Source organism: Staphylococcus sp. FW104-15G4D (genome assembly GCF_058790135.1).
The window spans coordinates 693,771-712,515 of the sequence record NZ_JBYTCH010000001.1 but is presented as its reverse complement, the minus strand read 5'-3'; the positions used below and the strand labels follow the sequence as shown (position 1 = coordinate 712,515).

General features: G+C 33.4%; 14 protein-coding genes. All 14 read right to left on the bottom strand.

The window, feature by feature from the left end; translation table 11 throughout:
- Positions 1-232: 232 nt before the first annotated feature.
- The 14 genes from pnp to AC3WQX_RS03505 all read right to left on the bottom strand — a co-directional run bounded on the left by pnp (position 233) and on the right by AC3WQX_RS03505 (position 18,744).
- Positions 233-2,332, bottom strand: a complete 2,100-nt coding sequence (gene pnp, locus AC3WQX_RS03570; protein ID WP_023350384.1) for a polyribonucleotide nucleotidyltransferase — start codon at positions 2,330-2,332, stop codon at positions 233-235.
- 133 nt (positions 2,333-2,465) lie between these two features.
- Positions 2,466-2,735 carry a 30S ribosomal protein S15 gene (gene rpsO, locus AC3WQX_RS03565; protein ID WP_002436359.1) on the bottom strand — a complete coding sequence of 90 codons (270 nt, stop codon included), beginning with the start codon at positions 2,733-2,735 and terminating at the stop codon, positions 2,466-2,468.
- Between the two features lie 121 nt (positions 2,736-2,856).
- The gene (gene ribF / locus AC3WQX_RS03560; protein WP_002436322.1) at positions 2,857-3,828 is read right to left on the bottom strand and encodes a riboflavin biosynthesis protein RibF; all 972 of its coding nucleotides are present in this window, start codon (positions 3,826-3,828) and stop codon (positions 2,857-2,859) included.
- 15 nt (positions 3,829-3,843) lie between these two features.
- The gene (gene truB / locus AC3WQX_RS03555; RefSeq protein ID WP_023350385.1) at positions 3,844-4,761 is read right to left on the bottom strand and encodes a tRNA pseudouridine(55) synthase TruB; all 918 of its coding nucleotides are present in this window, start codon (positions 4,759-4,761) and stop codon (positions 3,844-3,846) included.
- Between the two features lie 148 nt (positions 4,762-4,909).
- The gene (rbfA, locus tag AC3WQX_RS03550; RefSeq protein WP_002436301.1) at positions 4,910-5,260 is read right to left on the bottom strand and encodes a 30S ribosome-binding factor RbfA; all 351 of its coding nucleotides are present in this window, start codon (positions 5,258-5,260) and stop codon (positions 4,910-4,912) included.
- A 156-nt stretch (positions 5,261-5,416) separates the two neighbouring features.
- Positions 5,417-7,591: a translation initiation factor IF-2 gene (gene infB, locus AC3WQX_RS03545; protein WP_023350386.1), complete on the bottom strand. Its 2,175-nt coding sequence runs from the start codon at positions 7,589-7,591 to the stop codon at positions 5,417-5,419.
- 4 nt (positions 7,592-7,595) lie between these two features.
- The gene (locus AC3WQX_RS03540) at positions 7,596-7,913 is read right to left on the bottom strand and encodes a L7Ae/L30e/S12e/Gadd45 family ribosomal protein (RefSeq protein WP_002436350.1); all 318 of its coding nucleotides are present in this window, start codon (positions 7,911-7,913) and stop codon (positions 7,596-7,598) included.
- Entirely contained in the window at positions 7,910-8,194 is a 285-nt protein-coding gene (gene rnpM / locus AC3WQX_RS03535) for an RNase P modulator RnpM (RefSeq protein ID WP_002436310.1), read from the bottom strand. Before rnpM ends, AC3WQX_RS03540 begins: the two co-directional genes overlap by 4 nt.
- Before the next feature lie 16 nt (positions 8,195-8,210).
- On the bottom strand, positions 8,211-9,434 hold the full coding sequence (gene nusA / locus AC3WQX_RS03530) for a transcription termination factor NusA (protein WP_002436342.1): 1,224 nt from the start codon (positions 9,432-9,434) through the stop codon (positions 8,211-8,213).
- A gap of 20 nt (positions 9,435-9,454) precedes the next feature.
- A complete protein-coding gene (gene rimP / locus AC3WQX_RS03525) occupies positions 9,455-9,922 on the bottom strand; it encodes a ribosome maturation factor RimP (protein ID WP_002436317.1) in 468 nt (155 codons plus the stop codon).
- Between the two features lie 224 nt (positions 9,923-10,146).
- Complete coding sequence (locus AC3WQX_RS03520; RefSeq protein WP_087671603.1) at positions 10,147-14,457, bottom strand: PolC-type DNA polymerase III; 4,311 nt, start codon at positions 14,455-14,457, stop codon at positions 10,147-10,149.
- A gap of 255 nt (positions 14,458-14,712) precedes the next feature.
- Entirely contained in the window at positions 14,713-16,416 is a 1,704-nt protein-coding gene (locus AC3WQX_RS03515) for a proline--tRNA ligase (protein ID WP_049326556.1), read from the bottom strand.
- A gap of 19 nt (positions 16,417-16,435) precedes the next feature.
- Positions 16,436-17,722 (bottom strand): RIP metalloprotease RseP, encoded by a 1,287-nt coding sequence (gene rseP, locus AC3WQX_RS03510; RefSeq protein WP_023350389.1) that lies wholly within the window; start codon positions 17,720-17,722, stop codon positions 16,436-16,438.
- A 239-nt stretch (positions 17,723-17,961) separates the two neighbouring features.
- Positions 17,962-18,744 carry a phosphatidate cytidylyltransferase gene (locus AC3WQX_RS03505; protein WP_002436308.1) on the bottom strand — a complete coding sequence of 261 codons (783 nt, stop codon included), beginning with the start codon at positions 18,742-18,744 and terminating at the stop codon, positions 17,962-17,964.
- Position 18,745: the final 1 nt, after the last annotated feature.

The following is an 18,745-nucleotide window of genomic DNA, read 5'->3' as shown; positions in this document are numbered from 1 at the left end:
ATGATACCTCCTATAAATAATGACCCGTCCATATATAAACTCACCATTTATTATAAGTTAAAATATGCGTGATGTACACTATTATTGCACGGTTGAACCGCTTGAACATTTTGAATTATCATTTAAATTAAAATAACTAATTGAAATGAAACTTTTAAACTGACTTTATTTTTTACAATAAAATAAAAAGATTGAGCATTCATTTAAGAATACTCAACCTTAATAGTTAAATCTAATCATCTAATAAAGCTTTATGAGATGCATTGACACGACCTTGTTTATCAATTTCTGTGATTTTAACTTCAATTGAATCGCCAATGTTTAATACATCTTCAACTTTATTTATTCTTTCTTTAGATATTTGTGAAATGTGAAGTAGTGCATCTTTGCCTGGGAATAGCTCAACGAAAGCACCATATTTCTCAATACGTTTTACTTTAGCATTATAAACTTGACCTACTTCAGCCTCACGTGTAATATCTTCAATAATTTCTTTCGCTCGATCAATCATAGCTTGATCTACAGCGCCTATAAAGATTGTTCCATCTTGTTCGATGTCTAATTTAACGCCTGTCTCATCAATAATTTCGTTGATTTTTTTACCACCAGGTCCTATAACATCTCTGATTTTATCAGGATTAATATGCATAGTTACAACTTTTGGTGCATAAGCGCTTAATTCTATTCGAGGATGGTCAATTGTTTGTAGCATGTGATCCATAATGGCCAAGCGTCCTTGACGTGCTTGTTCTAATGCTTCTTCAATAACTTCACGTGTTAAACCGTCAATTTTAATATCCATTTGAATAGCTGTGATACCTTCTTTAGTACCAGCCACTTTGAAGTCCATATCACCAAGTGCATCTTCCATACCTTGAATATCAGTTAAAATCGTATAGCTATCATCACGAGTCACAAGTCCCATTGCAATACCCGCTACAGGAGCTTTAATAGGCACACCTGCATCCATTAGAGCTAGTGTTGAACCACAAATTGATGCTTGTGAAGAAGAACCGTTTGATTCTAATACTTCACTTACTATACGAATTGTATATGGAAAATCAGCTGTATCAGGAATAATATAACGTAAAGCTCTTTCACCTAGAGCACCATGTCCTATTTCACGACGTCCAGGTGCACGTACAGGTCCTGTTTCACCAACTGAGAAGTTAGGGAAGTTATAATGATGCATAAATCGTTTTTCTACTTCTGGTCCTAAACCATCAATAAGTTGATAATCGCCTAAAGCGCCTAAAGTTAACACTGATAAAGCTTGTGTTTGTCCACGAGTAAATAATCCAGAACCATGTGCTCTTGGTAACAAGCCAACTTCAGAATCAAGTGGTCGTATTTCATCTACTTTTCGACCATCTGGACGAATTTTTTCATCTGCAATTAAACGTCTTACTTCTTCTTTCACTAAATCGTTTAAAATTGCATACACTTCATTAATAAGCGCTTCATTTTCTGGATCTTCTTCATCAATAAAATGTGCAACTACTTCTTCTTTAAGCGCATCTAGATTTTCATCACGTTGTTGTTTATCAAAGGTTAGAACTGTGTCTTTTAATCCTTTTTCTTCAGTTAAAGCTTTCACTTTTTCAACGAGTGCTTCATCACGTTCAACTGGAATAAATTCTTGTTTTTCAGGTTGAATATGATCAATGATTTCTTGTTGGAATGCAACTAAACGTTTAATTTCTTCATGTCCAAAGAAGATTGCCTCAAGCATTTCACTTTCTGTAATTTCACTAGCCCCTGCTTCTACCATATTTACAGCATCTTTATGGCCAGCTACTTCTAAATCTAATCTAGAAACTTCTTTTTCAGCAACTGAAGGGTTAATGACATAATTTCCATCAACATAACCTACATTTACGCCTGCAATTGGTCCCTGAAAAGGAATATCTGAGACGCTTAAAGCCATTGAAGAACCAATCATTGCAGCCATTTCAGGTGAACAATCTGGATCAGCACTTAGTACGATATTCATAATTTGAACATCATGTCTGTATCCTTTAGGGAATAGTGGACGAATAGGTCTATCGATTAATCGAGCTGTCAGTGTCGCTTCGTCTCCAGGTCGCCCTTCTCTTTTTTTGAATCCACCAGGAATTTTACCTGCTGCATACATTTTTTCTTCATAGTTCACTGTTAATGGGAAAAAGTCACCATCTCTAGGTTCCTTTGAAGCAGTAGCAGTTGATAATACTACTGTATCTCCATAACGTACTAAAACAGCACCGTTAGCTTGTTTAGCTAATTGTCCTGTCTCAATCGTTAAAGAACGTCCAGCCCATTCAGTTTTGAAAACTTTCTTCTCTTGAGACATTATGAATCTCCTCTCTTAATTCTATTACTTACATCATATCATTTATTCACATATTTTTATATTTTTTATTATGTACGATAATAAAAAAAGGAAAGTACCATTCAACTGGTGCTTTCCTAATTCTATATTAAGATTAACGACGGATACCTAATGATTTGATTAGTTCACGGTAACGTTGAATATCTTTACTACGTAAGTAGTTTAATAAGTGTCTACGACGACCTACCATTTTTAATAATCCACGACGTGAATGGTGGTCTTTTTTGTGTTCACGTAAATGCTCGTTTAATGCAGCGATTTCTGCAGTTAAAACAGCGATTTGAACCTCTGGAGAACCAGTATCAGTTTCGTGTACACGGTATTGTTTAATTAATTCATCTTTACGTTCTTGTGAAATTGCCATAATCAATTTCCTCCTTAATATAATTTAACTCCTTAATCTGAGTTAGGCGTCGGAGACTCGACCTACTAAGAAAAAGGTATTTTAGAAGTAAGCTATTTATCTTAGCGTTTCTTCCTCAACTTTAAATATTATACGATACATCATCACCGAAATCAACAGATAATAAATATTTTGCTTGGTCTTTATCTTCATTCATTTGTTCAACTAATGGATCTATACCTGAAAATTTAACTTCCGGTCTCAAGAAATAGTGCCAATACACAGTAACTCGTTCGCCATAAATATTTTCATCAAAATCAAAAATATTTACTTCTATAACGACTTCAGCTTTAGCTGGATCATGGAAAGTTGGTTTAACTCCTACATTGGCCACGCCTCTATATATTTTACTTTCTGGACCAATTTCCATACTAACAGCATATACACCTTTTTTTGGTAACACATAATCGTCGCTTGGTTGAACGTTTGCCGTTGGGAAGCCTATAGTTCTGCCTCGTTTCTCTCCTTGAACAACTGTTCCTTTAATTCTATAAAGATAACCAAGTTCTTCGTTTGCTTTTCTTAAATTGCCTTCAGTTAATGCTTCTCTTATAGCGGTTGTTGAAATCTTTTCAGAATCCAATTCTTGTTTACCTACGATTGTAGTTTTAAAATCATTAGATTCTTGTAAAACAGTCATGTTTCCTTTTCCGAATTTCCCAAAAGTAAAATCAAATCCAGCAATCACTTCTTTTACATTATTATTAATTACATATTCTTGAATAAATTCTTCAGAAGTGACGCTAGCAAAACGAGAAGAAAAATTAATAACTATGCAGTAATCTACGTCATGATGTTCAATCATTTCTAGTTTATCTGAAAGTGGTGTTAAATAAGTCGTACGTTTACGTTCGGGATTCAAAACAACAGATGGATGCGGGTCAAATGTCATTACAGCTTTCTTAAGATTATTTTCTTCCGCTTTTTGATTCAAAGCTTGAAACACCTTGTCGTGACCTCTATGCATGCCATCAAAGAAACCAAACGCCATCGCAACATTTTCATTAATTAATTGATCTTTTTGAATGGGATGGGTAACTTCTATCACTTTCATAAATGTATTTCTCCTTTAGTTAAATACTTTTTTCGGTTTAATTTCATTTATCTTCTCAGGATGTACCATATAAATAGCTAATGCTTTTTTTGACATTTGATCAATAAAAACAAACTGTGACTCTATTTCTTGATCTATGTCTCTAACATTAAATTTTTGTCCATTTAAAATTCTTTTCTTAAATGCTTCATCATTTATTTCAATCTCTTGCAATCCTTTTAAGCCATATTCTATAGGAAATAGCTTATCTTGTAATGAATCATGCTCATGCATGTCCTTAATTTGTTTTAATTTAAAACTTTTGTCGATTTGAAAACCACCTGAGGAAACTCTTGTCAAACGTGACATATGCGCTGGATAACCTAATTTCTTACCAATATCAGTAGCTAAAGTTCTGATGTATGTGCCTTTACCGCAACTCACTTCAATTTCAAAATGACATTGGTTGTTTTGAAAAGTTAAATTTGAAGTTCTATAAATATTTTTGATAAGAACATGTCTTACAGGTCTTTCGACTTCTTCATTATTACGGGCATACTCATAAAGTTTTTTTCCTTTAACTTTAACTGATGAATACATTGGTGGAATTTGTTCGATAACGCCTAAAAATTTCTCAAGCGTTTGATCAATATCCCGTTCTGTAACATCGTCTTTATCAATTCCTTTAACCTCTAATGTATTCCCAGTTTGATCTTCAGTTGTTGTGCTTACTCCTAGAGTAACTTCAGCTTTATATGTTTTTCCCATTTCCATCACGTAATCACTCACTCTAGTAGCATTACCAAGGCATATTGGAAGAACCCCATCCACTTCAGGGTCCAACGTACCTGTGTGTCCGATCTTCTTCATTTTTAATATTTTTCTAAGTTTAAAAACGACATCATGGCTCGTCAAACCTCTTTCTTTGAATACGGGTAATATACCGTTATACATGTTGTCACACCTTTAATCTACAGTTAATTTTACCTCAATCATTATAACATCTCTTTAGATATAATTGCCCACTATTTTTATATAAAAAAGTAGGTAAGCAGATACATTTAAATTTGTATGAATCTGCCTACCTACTATAATTGAGAATTTATTTATCTTCTTTGTGTAAATCTTGAATCATGCGTTCAATTTTATTTCCGTATTCTATTGATTCATCATATTCAAATGTTAAGTCAGGAATAATTCTTAAACGCATTCTTGAACCTAGCTCAGATTTAATGAAACCTTTAGCTTTTTCAAGTGCTTTAAATGTGTTGTCGACCTCTTTTTTACTACCTAATACTGTGAGATAAACTTTGGCGTGAGATAAGTCATTAGTTAGTTCAACATCAGTAATAGTTAGAAATCCTACTCTTGGATCTTTTACTTTATTATTAACGATATCCATGATTTCTTGTTTCATTTGTTCTCCAACACGTTCAGCTCTCATATTACTCATCTTATTTCACCTCTTTATTTTATTTTTCTTTAAAATTAAATTTACTTTAGCAAGTAATATTTTATTAAATCATATTATTCTTAGCAATGTGCTTTATTAAAAATCTCCTCCCTATTTTACTAAATAGCGAGGAGATTTCATTAGTTCAAACATTTATTATCGTTGAATTTCAACCATTTCAAACGCTTCGATAATGTCGCCTTCTTTTAGGTCATTATATTTTTCAATAGTAATACCACACTCATAACCTTGAGCTACTTCTTTAGCATCATCTTTGAAACGTTTTAATGTATCTAATTCACCTTCGAATAATACAATACCGTCTCTAATTACTCGTACACCCGCATTACGTGTGATTTTACCTTCAGTCACGTAACTACCAGCAATTGTACCAACTTTAGACACCTTGAATGTTTGACGAACTTCAGCTTGACCAATCACTTGTTCTTCATATTCAGGGTCCAGTAAACCTTTCATAGCAGATTCAATTTCTTCAATTACGTTATAGATAACGCGGTGTAATCTCATATCAACATTTTCAGCTTCAGCAGCACGTTTTGCGCCAGCATCTGGTCGTACATTAAAGCCAATGATGATACCATTAGAAGCATTTGCTAATGTTACGTCTGATTCATTAACTGCACCTACTGCAGTGTGGATAATACGTACATTTACGCCTTCTACATCAATTTTCATTAATGAAGCAGCTAATGCTTCTACTGAACCTTGAACGTCACCTTTAATAATTACATTTAAATCTTTCATTTCACCTTGTTTCATTTGTTCAAATAAGTTATCTAATGAAACATTTTTACTTTCTTGACGTTGTTGAATCACGCTTGCTTCATGACGCGCTTCACCTATACGACGTGCTTGTTTCTCATCACTAAATACTACAAATCGATCTCCAGCAAGTGGTACATCATTGATACCAGTGATTTCTACAGGTGTTGAAGGGCCTGCTGATTTAATACGTTTACCTAAGTCATTAACCATTGCTCGGATACGACCATACGTATTACCTACTACAATTGAATCACCAACGTTTAATGTACCGTTTTGTACTAATAAGGAAGCAGCTGGTCCACGTGATTTATCAAGTTCAGCTTCAATAACTGTACCTACTGCACGTTTGTCAGGATTGGCTTTAAGTTCTTGAACTTCTGCAACAAGTCCAATCATTTCTAGTAAATCCTCGATACCATCACCACTTAAAGCAGAAAGTGGTACAAAGATTGTGTCACCGCCCCAATCTTCTGGTATTAAACCATATTCCGTTAATTCTTGCATTACACGGTCAGGATTTGCAGTTGGTTTATCAATTTTGTTAACTGCCACAATTGTAGGGACATCTGCTTCTTTTGCGTGGTTGATTGCTTCAATTGTTTGTGGCATAACGCCATCGTCAGCAGCTACTACAAGAATTGTAATATCTGTTACTTGAGCACCACGCGCACGCATAGTTGTAAATGCTGCGTGTCCAGGAGTATCTAAGAAAGTAATTTTCTTTCCATTATTTTCAATTTGGTAAGCACCAATATGTTGAGTGATACCTCCAGCTTCTCCTTCAGTAACTTTAGTATGACGAATAGAGTCTAATAATGTTGTCTTACCATGGTCAACGTGTCCCATAATTGTAACAACAGCTGGTCTTTCGATCGCATCAGGATCTTCAGTTTCATCGTCGAAATAAATAGATAAATCTTCTTCATCAATAACTACTTCTTGCTCAATTTCCACACCATAATCATCTGCAATTAATTCTAGTGTTTCTTCATCTAATGATTGGTTAATGTTAGCCATAATTCCTAATAAGAATAATTTTTTAATGATACCTGAAGATTCAACATTAAGTTTTTCAGCTAATTCACCAACAGTAATTCCTTCTTGATAAGTAATTTTTGAAGGCATTTCTTTAGGTTCTGCAGCTTGATTTTGCTGTTTATTATTTTTGTTATTTTTATTGTTTTTATTATTTTTATTTTGTTGCTTGCCTTTATTGTTCTGACCATTTTTTTTGTTTTGATTCTTTTGTTGGTTATTGTTTTTTTGTTGATTACCTTTGTTATTTTGTTTATCTTTATTCGATTGATTGCCTTTATTATTTTGATTTTGTTTATTATTAGATTTTTGGTGATTATTTTGAGTATTTTGTTTGTCGTCTGTGTTTTGTTCTTTTTTGAACTTTTTATCTAAAGCTTTAATTTGGTCGTCTTCTAAAGCTTGCATATGGTTCGACACTTCAACGTTCATACTTTTTAACTCATCTATAATCTCTTTACTCTTTAGATTTAATTCTTTTGCATATTCGTAAATTCTTTTTTTACTCATATAATCACTCCTTACGATATTCATCTATCATTGATAATAACTTTTTAGCAAAACCATTATCTGTTACACCAATATTAACTCTCTCGCCTTTACCAAGTGCTCCCCCTAATTCAGCCCTCGTTCCAAAATTCCTTAATGGAACTTGGTTGCTATTGCACTTATCTTTCATAACTTTCAAAGTATTGTCAGACGCGTCGGTTGCTACGATTACGAGTTTTATCTTATTGGTTTTAATGTCGTTTAAAATAACAGATTCTCCACTTTTAACTTTTCCTGCTCTCATTGCTAAGCCCAGGAAATTAAATATTTGATCTTTAATCATTTAGGAATCTCTTCTCTATAAATTAAACGAATAATTTCTTTATATACCGGCTCTAGTGTTTCTTTAGAGGCGTTAAAGTACTTTTCAAGTAACTCTTTTTGTTGAGCCTTTTCAACTAGAGAAACATCTTTAGAAACATATGCTCCACGACCTTGTTTCTTACCAGTCGCATCTGCAAAGATTTCGCCTTCTTTATTGATGACTACTCGAATCATATCTTTCTTTGGATGCATTTCATTAGATATAATACATTTTCGCATTGGAATTTTTTTCTTTTTCATAAGTTAACACTCCAATCTATTCTTCTGTATTTTTATCTTCTTCAGCATCAGAGTCTTTTTCTTCATCAGTCTCTGCAGCTAATTCTGCTGTTGTTAAATTAGATTCTTCTAAATTAACGTCATCAAATTCAACATCTTCATCACCAGTGTTTACGATTTCATCTGCAACTTCTTCAGATTCAATTACAGGGTAAACGCCTGCTTCACGTGCATCAGATTCAGATTTAATATCAATCTTCCAACCAGTTAATTTAGCTGCTAGACGCGCATTTTGACCACGTTTACCTATTGCTAGAGAAAGTTGGTAATCAGGTACAACCACTATTGTTGATTGATTTTCTTCGTCAACAATAACTTCTAGAACTTGTGATGGGCTTAAAGCATTTCTAACGAATACTTTCGGATCCTCATTCCATTGAACGATGTCTATTTTCTCTCCACCAAGTTCTTCAACAACAGCTTCAACACGTGCACCTTTAGAACCTACACATGCACCTACTGCGTCGATATCTGCATTATCAGAGTAAACACTGATTTTAGAACGGTCTCCTGCTTCACGTGCTACAGATTTAACAATGACAGTTCCATCATAAATTTCTGGAACTTCTTGTTCAAATAAACGTTTTAATAAACCAGGATGACTTCTTGAAACATAAATCTGAGGTCCTTTTGTTGTTTGTTCAACTTTGTTTACATAAACTTTAATACGTTCATTAGGGATGTAACTTTCGTTAGGGCTTCTTTCAGCTTCAGATAAAACAGCTTCAATTCTACCTAAATTTACGTAAACATAGCGATGATCGACACGGTCAATCACACCTGTTAAAATATCTTCTTCTTTATCAATAAATTCATCATATAGGATTTCTCTTTCAGCGTCTCTTAAACGTTGCATAACTGCTTGTTTAGCTGCTTGTGCGCCTACTCGTCCAAAGTCTTTAGGAGTAACATCTTCTTCATAGATATCACCAATTTCATAAGCTGGATTTTTTACCAATGCAGTGCTTAGATCTACTTCATCTCTATCATCGAAGACTTCCTCTACGACTTCTTTTCGAGCAATAACTCTAAACGAACCTTCGTCCATGTTCAATTCTACTCTTACATTTCTTGCACTGTCATAATTTTTCTTATATGCAGTGATTAGCGCAGCTTCAATAGCATCGATAAGTACTTCTCTAGGAATTTTCTTTTCCTTTTCTAAATATTCAGTAGCTAATAATAATTCATTACTTGACACAGTTTTTCCTCCTCATCACGTTAAATCATAACAGCGTGACGTGCTTTAGCGATTTTATTTCTTGGTATTTCAATTTCTTTGGTTTTTGATTTTTCTTTTACTTCCATAACTATATTGTCTTCATCTACAGATTTTAAGATTCCTAACCACTCTTTATCACCTTCTATTGGTGCATAAAGTGAAACAAATATAGGTTGACTTACAGCATTTTGAAAATCTTTATCTTTTTTAATAGGTCGTTCTGCCCCTGGAGATGCTACATCAAGGTAATACATTTCCGGGATAGGGTCATTTTCATCCATTGCTTCACTAATTTTTTCTGAAGCTAAAGTACAATCATTAAGATCTACGCCACCTTCTTTATCGATGGATACTCTAAGAAAGCGATCTTTACCTTCTTTAACATATTCAATTTCAACAAGTTCAAATTTTAAATCATCTAATATAGGCTGAATTATAGTTTCTACTTGTTCAGTAATTTTACTCATACAGGCCTCCTTTTTTGGCAAATAGAAAAGAGCGGGTATATGCCCACTCTTCTGCCTGAGTTTAATCATTTTTTACACAATTAAAGTATATCATAACTCATGATACTAAACAAATTTCATAAGTTGTAGACGGGATAGAGGTGCTATTAACATTCTATTGTTTAGCACCTACTTCCTGATTTTGGTAATCTATTTGATAATTAGCAATCATTTTCAAGGGAAAACTACATATCAAAAATAGATAATTGTGCTTTATCTGGTAAACCTGGTAAGGATCCCATCTCATCTAAGTAATCAATAACTTTTTGTGAAAGTCCTGCTTTCTTATTTAAATCTTCTTTGGATAAGAAAGGTCCTTCTTCACGTGCTTCAACAATCCGTTTGGCAACATTCTCACCTAGACCTGGTACTGCAACAAACGGAGGAATAAGCGTATTTTCTTCAATAACAAAGTCGAAAGCCTGACTTTTTTCGAGACTAATTGGTTGCATACGGAACCCTCGATGTGCCATTTCGTTCATAATTTCTAAAACTGTTAAAACATCTTTTTCTTTTTTGCCTAAGTCCATATAACGTGAGTACATATCTTTAACAGTGTTACGTATACTCGTTTTATCTTTAATCATTGTAATGAGATCAAAGTCAGAAGCCCTTATTGTGAAGTACGCTGCGTAATAATATAAAGGATGATGTACTTTAAAATAAGCAATTCTTACTGCCATTAGAACATATGCTGCAGCATGTGCCTTAGGGAACATGTATTTAATTTTTCGGCATGAATCTAAATACCAGTCAGGTACATCATTTTCTTTCATAGCTTCAACCATTTCATCGGTTAATCCACGGCCTTTACGTACAAACTCCATTGTTTTAAAGGCCATAGATGGTTCTAAGCCTGCATACATAAGATAGACCATGATATCATCACGACAACCTATTACGCTTGATAAATCACAAATACCTTGTCGTATCAATTCTTGAGCATTACCAAGCCACACATCAGTACCATGTGATAATCCAGAAATTTGTACAAGTTCCGAGAAGGTTGTTGGTTTCGTGTCTTCTAACATTTGTCTAACGAACCCAGTACCAAATTCAGGAACTCCAAATGTACCAGTTTTACATAGTATTTCATCTTCAGTAACGCCTAAACTTTCAGGTCCACTGAAAATCTGCATCGTATCCTTATCATCAACTGGAATAGTTTTAGGATCAATACCTGATAAGTCTTGAAGCATGCGTATCATTGTTGGATCATCGTGACCAAGGATATCAAGTTTTAATACGTTATCATGAATGGAGTGGAAGTCAAAGTGAGTTGTCATCCAAGCTGCACTTTGATCATCTGCCGGAAATTGTATCGGTGTAAAATCATAAATATCCATATAATCAGGAACTACTATAATACCACCCGGATGTTGTCCAGTCGTACGTTTAACACCAGTACAACCTTTAACCAATCTATCAATTTCAGCTCCGCGTTTATGAATACCTTGATCATTTAAGTATCCTTTTACAAAACCGAAAGCAGTTTTCTCAGCAACTGTACCAATTGTTCCTGCACGGAAAACCTTATCTTCTCCGAATAGCACTTTGGTATAGTTATGCGCATTTGGTTGATATTCCCCACTAAAGTTTAAATCAATATCGGGAACTTTATCTCCTTTGAAACCTAAGAATGTTTCGAATGGAATATCTTGTCCCTCTTTTATGAGTTCATTGCCACATGTAGGACATTTTTTATCAGGAAGATCGAAACCTGAACCTACTGAACCATCATTGAAGAACTCGCTTGTTTTACAATGTGAACATATATAATGAGGTGGTAAAGGATTGACTTCGGTTATTTCAGTCATAGTAGCTACGAAACTTGATCCTACTGAACCACGTGATCCTACTAAATAACCATCATCTAGTGATTTTTTAACTAATCTTTGAGAAATTAAGTAAATAACCGAGAAACCATTACCTATAATACTTTCTAATTCCTTTTCTAATCGATCTATAACAATTTGTGGTAAATCTTCCCCATATAACTTTTTAGCATTAGAGTAACTTAACTCACGGATCTCATCATTTGCACCTTCCATTCTAGGTGTAAATAATTTATCTTTAATCGGTACAACTCTCTCAATACGTTCTGCTAATTCATTCGTATTTTTAACTACGATTTCATAAGCTTTCTCTTCTCCTAGAAAATGAAACTCATCTAGCATTTCATCTGTAGTTCTAAAATGCGCTTCTGGTAATGTAGTACGATTTAAAGGATTACCCGGTTGTGACGCTATTAAAATTTTTCGTGCAATTGCATCATGTTCATATAAATAATGTGCATTTCCTGTCGCAATAACTGGAATATTTACACTATCTCCCGCTTCAATTAACCGTTGATAAATCTCTGTTAATGTCTCATTATCACGGATTAATTCTCTATCCATTAAGTCCTGATACAATGCAGGTGGTTGAACTTCTATAAAATCATAATACTTAGCGATTTTCTCAACTTGTGCTTGGTCTTTTTGCATAACAGCAGTAAATAATTCACCTTCATCACAAGCAGTACCAACTAATATACCTTCTCTATATTCATTTAAAAGAGATCGTGGAATTCTAGGCGTACGATAATAGTATTTAACTAAGGATGCACTCACAATTTTAAATAAATTTTTAAGTCCCTCTTGGTTTTGAACTATAAGTGTTACATGAGATGGACGTGCTCTTTTATATGCGTCCTCATTTGTTAGTTTTTTATTTATTTCATTGTGATTGTGAACGCCCAGTTCCGTCATTTGTTGAATCATTTTAATGAAAATATAAGCGGTTGCTTCTGTATCATAAATGGCTCTATGGTGTTGTGTAAGTTCGACTCCATACTTTTTAGCAAGGAAGTTCAAACCATGTTTACCGTATTCTGTATTAATCGTACGTGAAAGTTCTAATGTATCGATCACTCCGTTAGTAGATGGTCCAAAGCCTAAGCGCTCATAACCAGTATCAATAAATCCCATATCAAATGAGGCATTATGAGCTACAAATATCGCGTCTCCAACCCATTCTTTAAATTCAGTTAATACTTCTTCAATTTCTGGAGCATCAGTTAACATATCGTCTGTAATATGAGTTAAGTTAATGATAGTTTCAGATAAACGTTCATGAGGATTGCTAAAGCGCTCAAATTTATCAATAATTTCACCATTATGAACTTTGACAGCTGCCAACTCAATAATTTTATCGTATTGATTAGATAAACCAGTTGTTTCCACGTCAAATACCACATAAGTAGCATCTTTTAATACTCGATCAGTAGGTTTGTAAGCGATAGGCACACCGTCATCAACAAGCATGCCCTCCATTCCGTAAATCATTTTGATACCGTGTTTCTCTGCAGCATTATGTGCATCTGGAAATGCTTGAACGACATTATGATCAGTAACTGCAATAGCTGAATGACCCCACTCAGCAGCTTGTTCAACATAAGAACCAATATTGGGTATACCGTCCATTTGACTCATTGCAGTATGTAAGTGGAATTCTATACGTTTTTCATCAGCTTTGTCTTTTTTTGGTGCTTTTTTTATTTCTTCAATATCTGACATCATCATGACTAAATCACGCACAAATGTATCTTCTTCAATACGTCCTTGTGCTCTGACCCATTTTCCTACACTTAAAGCTTTAAAATGGTCTAGGTCATCTTTATTTTTACGAGTAAACATTTTTAAAACTAAAGAATCTGTATAGTCTGTAACTTTAAGCTCTACGATATGACGTCCACTTTTTAATTCTTTTAAATTTATATCGAAAATAACACCTTCAATTGCTACTTTGAATTCTTCTTCGATAATTGAATCAATAGAGCGAATGTTTTCAACTTGAATTGTTTTCCCAATTTGACACTTATCAACAGAACTTTCATTGTTATCTTGTTGTTTAGCCTTTTCAGCCTTCATTTTTTCTAATTTTTCAGTAGCTTCTCTAGCACTTTGTTCATCTTCTTGTTGAATATGAGCTTCTAATGAGGCTAAATCATCATCATGATTCGTAGTATCTGTTTCAAAGATAATCTTGTCTATATTAAAACCACATTTTTGAAAAGCTTTAACTAAACTTCCATTACATGCTTTGTCAAAATGGTTACGTTCAATATCATTGGATACTAAAACTTTGATTACATTACCAGACATAATCAATTTCTTTTGTTTTAATTGACCTTTAACTTTAGGTGATAATCTCGTTTGATCAATACAATGGGCAAAGTATTTTAATGCATGTTCGTCTTGGTTAGTTGTATCTTTAATTGAGAAATGGATGGTAACTGTGGCTATTTCTTTAAACTCTTCTTCAATTGCATGAGTAAATAATAGGTAATCTTCATGTGAAAGGAAACGTGGTAATGAGATTTGAAATTCCCATGTTCTATTCTTATTAGAAACATCAATTCGAGTCAGTTCACCCTCATTTAGAATATCAGTCTCTAATTGATTTGATATTTTAATTTGATCGGCAAGTACTTTGAATTTTTCTTGATTTGTCATTGCCAAAATAATAACCACCTTAAATTTTTAATACTTGTACTTTTATTTAAATTCTAATTATGTATGTGATAAGAACTACTATTGCTGCACAGTCAAATCTTATAGCAAATTTGATTCATATTATACTACTCATTTGATAAATTTTCATAAGAAATTATTTGTATATTTAAAACAATAAAGAAGAGCAGGTTTGAATTTCAAACTCAAAATTCATTCCCCGCCCTACTTCAACTAGTTAACTTTCAAAATCTAAATCTATTTTAAATTGTCATATAAATCTTTTAAATAATTTTCTAAATCATTGACGTGAATCTCTTCACTTTCACCATTCAAGCGTTGTTTGATCTCGACAATACCCTCTTCAGCTCTTTTACCAACTACAACTCGCAATGGTAACCCAATTAAGTCAGCATCGTTAAATTTAACACCTGCGCGTTCTTTTCTATCATCATAAAGAATATCGAATTTACCATTTAATTGGTCATATAATTGATCTCCTAATTCACGCTGATCATCTTTTTTAGGGTTAATTGTTATTAGGTGTAAATCAAATGGTGTGACTGATTTCGGCCAAATAATACCATTGTCATCATTATTTTGTTCAACAATGGCGCTAAGAGTTCTCGAAATACCAATACCGTAACATCCCATAATTAATGGTTGTGCTTTACCTTGATTATCAAGGAAGGTAGCGTTCATTGCTTCAGAGTATTTTGTACCCAACTTGAAGACTTGTCCAACTTCAATACCTTCCGCAAATTGAGCTTTACCAGAACCATCACTTAACATTTCGCCTTCTAAAATAAATCTAAAATCACCATATTCATCAATGTTAAAATCTCTTTCTACATTAGCATTAACATAATGATAGCCATCTTCATTAGCACCTATAACAAGATTATTTAAATCTTTTACATAGTTATCTGCGTATATCTTAATTTCTTTATTATGAATTGGGCCTAAAGAACCAGGATTTGCACCAACTAAATTGACAATTTCATCTTGTGATGCCATTTCAACATTTTCAGTACCGAAATATGCTTTTAATTTAACATCGTTTAATTCATGGTGCCCTCTTATTAGAATCATAATAAATTCGCCATCTACTTTGAAAATCATTGTTTTAACAATTTCATCTAGCGGACGATTTAAGAAATCTGCGAGTTCTTGTGCTGTTTTGACATTAGGTGTTGCAATTTTAGATAGTTCAGCTATTTCAGTATGTTTTTCTGAAGGATGATAAATAACTTCTGCTTTTTCAATATTAGCAGCATAGTCACTTTCGTTACTATAAACAATTGTATCTTCGCCAATTTCACTTAGTGCCATAAATTCATGAGTGTGATTACCACCAATCGCGCCTGAATCAGCGACTACAGGGCGTGCGTTAATCCCAACACGCTTGAAGATTTTACTATATGCATTGTACATATCTTGATATGTTGCATCTAAAGATTCTTCGTCAGCGTGGAAAGAATATGCATCTTTCATAATAAATTCTCTGCCGCGTAATAATCCAAAGCGGGGTCTCTTTTCATCACGGTATTTTGATTGAATTTGGAATAAGGTAAGAGGTAGACGTTTGTATGATTTTAGTTCGTCTCTAACTAGAGAAGTTACAACCTCTTCATGCGTAGGCCCCAATGCGAATTCTCTTCCATTTCTATCTTTGAGCCGCATTAACTCTGGACCATAAGCTCCCCAACGTCCAGATTCTTCCCATAATTCAGCTTGTTGTAAAGCGGGCATTAAAATTTCAACGGCATCAATACTTTCCATTTCTTCTCGTACGATGTTAGAAATGTTATTTAAAACTCTTGTTGCAAGTGGTAAATAACTATAGATTCCACTAGTACTTTGTTTGATTAAACCTGCTTTAAGTAATAAACGATGACTTAGTGCTTCAGCTTCTGCAGGAACTTCTCTCATCGTTGGTATAAATACTTTAGATTGTTTCATTCTCTATTTTCCTCCCTAATTATAAGAAATACCGTTGTATATCGTTCCAAGTTACGATAATCATAATAATAACAACAAATAATGCACCTGTTGCAATAATAGCTGTTTCAGCCTTTTTATTCACTGGCTTTCTGAAAATAGCCTCATATAATACGAATAAAATTCGACCACCATCTAACGCTGGAATAGGTAATAAGTTCATGATACCTAAGTTTACACTTAATAATGCTGTATAGCCTATTAGGTTGATAATACCAGACTTTACAACTGAGTCCACATTATGGTAAATACCTACTGGACCATTAAGCATGTCGAATGAAAAACCACCAGTAAAGATGCTAGCAATCATACCAACAACCGCTGAGAAGATTAATTTACCTTTATCAAAGAAATTATAAATTCCATAACTGATTGGTTTAAAGATACTATGCTCCAACTTAGGTGCAAATCCGATTTGGTAACTTGTTTGCTTTTTGTTTTTGCTAATTTTGTTTTCTACCTTTTTGGGTTCAAGTTGCATTGTTTTTAAATGGTGATCTCTTTGTACTTTAATTGTTGTTTTAGAAGTTTTATTATCATCTAATACTTTTCTTATTTCACTAAAGTCTTTAATTTTATGATCACCGATTTCAACAATTTTATCACCTTTATGTAACCCAGCTTGATCTGCAGGTGAATGCTTTACTACTTCTCCAATTGTATTTGTAGGCGTACCTTGGTAATAAGCTAAACCTATAAATAACACTAATGCTAGAATAAAATTGAAGAGCGGGCCGGCAAAAAGTGTTAAAAATTTGGGTAATGGTTTCTTATGCGCAAACTGTCTATCTCTAGGGGCGATTTGTATAAGACTTCCATTTTCAACAAAATATGCTTTCTTAGCGATTGAGTAATGATGTCTTTCTTCATCATAAGATGTTATACCTTCTATATATAAATCATCTTTAAAGTCACATTTTTTAACTTCTATAGCTTCAATTTGTTGGAATTTATGTTGATCATCTAAAATAATATGCGTAATTTCATCTTTTTCATTTAATTTAATTTTTACGTTCATACCTGGTTGAACTGGTGGCTCTTCAAGTCCATCTCCAGCCATTCTTACATAACCGCCTACAGGTAATAAACGTATTGTGTATAATGTTTCATCTTTTCTAAAACTAAAAATTTTAGGCCCCATGCCAATCGCGAATTCAGGACACATGATACCTGCTCTTTTAGCAAAGAACATATGACCGTATTCATGTACAGTAACTAGTACACCAAATACGATGATAAATGAAACTATTGTTATTAAATAGCTCATACTCTACACCTCTATTGATATTATGTTTAATTTTCAATAAATCTAAGTACTAGAATAAACAAATAATATAAAACATTATAATACGCTTAGATTCATTCTCGAATAAATATGTATAATTGTAGTTAACGATTTATACAGTGATAGTGTTCAAAAGGAGTTAAGAGACATTGCACTCTCTCCAATATCTCAATAACTCCTTTATTATAACATCTATTTTATTTTATAGACTGTACCACAAATTAAATTTGGATTAATAAAATATTTAATAGTGGTAAAACAAACATAAAACTATCAAATCTATCTAAAATACCACCGTGACCTGGTAAAATACGGCCTGAATCTTTGACACCAAAGTGTCGCTTAAATCCAGATTCAACTAAATCTCCTAATTGGCCAAACATACTTAAAATCACTGTAACTATTAATAACAGCCATATGTTTAGATGGAAATTCACGAAAAATTGCATAATTAAAGGTACGAGTAAACTACAAATGATTCCCCCAATAAAACCTTCAATCGTTTTATTAGGGCTAATCACAGGCCATAATTTATGTTTACCCATCAATCGACCGAAAATATATGCTCCAGTATCTGTTAACCAAACTATTAGAAAGGCAAATAATATGTAATGTAATCCCTCTGAACGTGTTTCATAGAAATACATAAATCCAATACCTACATATGCTACCGACATAAGACAGAAAGCTGCATCCATAAAACTAAATCTGTTCTTAGATAACACTGTATAACTAAGGACAATAAAACTCATAGCTATTAAGCTTTTAAGTTGTATAGTTTGTACCCATTCCCCAGCATCTTGAGGCAACATAATAATAATTAAGGCTAATGCACTAATAAATCCTGGTATAGATAAGAACTTAATCATGTTCATGTTTAATAGTTCTTTTAATGCAATTAAAGCTAATAAGTAAGCGAAAAGCATTAAAATCATGCCACCTTTTAGTAAGAATGGCAAGAATATTAATAAGGCAATAATTGCAGTTAATGTTCTTACTTTCATA

Excerpts from the sequence above, each read along its gene's own strand:
- rimP (WP_002436317.1), bottom strand. The coding sequence starts at position 9,922 with ATGAGTAAAATTACTGAACAAGTAGAAACTATAATTCAGCCTATATTA.
- rpsO (WP_002436359.1), bottom strand. The coding sequence starts at position 2,735 with ATGGCAATTTCACAAGAACGTAAAGATGAATTAATTAAACAATACCGT.
- pnp (WP_023350384.1), bottom strand. The coding sequence starts at position 2,332 with ATGTCTCAAGAGAAGAAAGTTTTCAAAACTGAATGGGCTGGACGTTCT.
- AC3WQX_RS03540 (WP_002436350.1), bottom strand. The coding sequence starts at position 7,913 with ATGATTAAAGATCAAATATTTAATTTCCTGGGCTTAGCAATGAGAGCA.
- AC3WQX_RS03505 (WP_002436308.1), bottom strand. The coding sequence starts at position 18,744 with ATGAAAGTAAGAACATTAACTGCAATTATTGCCTTATTAATATTCTTG.
- AC3WQX_RS03515 (WP_049326556.1), bottom strand. The coding sequence starts at position 16,416 with ATGAAACAATCTAAAGTATTTATACCAACGATGAGAGAAGTTCCTGCA.
- rnpM (WP_002436310.1), bottom strand. The coding sequence starts at position 8,194 with ATGAAAAAGAAAAAAATTCCAATGCGAAAATGTATTATATCTAATGAA.
- AC3WQX_RS03520 (WP_087671603.1), bottom strand. The coding sequence starts at position 14,457 with ATGACAAATCAAGAAAAATTCAAAGTACTTGCCGATCAAATTAAAATA.
- truB (WP_023350385.1), bottom strand. The coding sequence starts at position 4,761 with ATGTATAACGGTATATTACCCGTATTCAAAGAAAGAGGTTTGACGAGC.
- ribF (WP_002436322.1), bottom strand. The coding sequence starts at position 3,828 with ATGAAAGTGATAGAAGTTACCCATCCCATTCAAAAAGATCAATTAATT.
- infB (WP_023350386.1), bottom strand. The coding sequence starts at position 7,591 with ATGAGTAAAAAAAGAATTTACGAATATGCAAAAGAATTAAATCTAAAG.
- rbfA (WP_002436301.1), bottom strand. The coding sequence starts at position 5,260 with ATGAGTAATATGAGAGCTGAACGTGTTGGAGAACAAATGAAACAAGAA.
- rseP (WP_023350389.1), bottom strand. The coding sequence starts at position 17,722 with ATGAGCTATTTAATAACAATAGTTTCATTTATCATCGTATTTGGTGTA.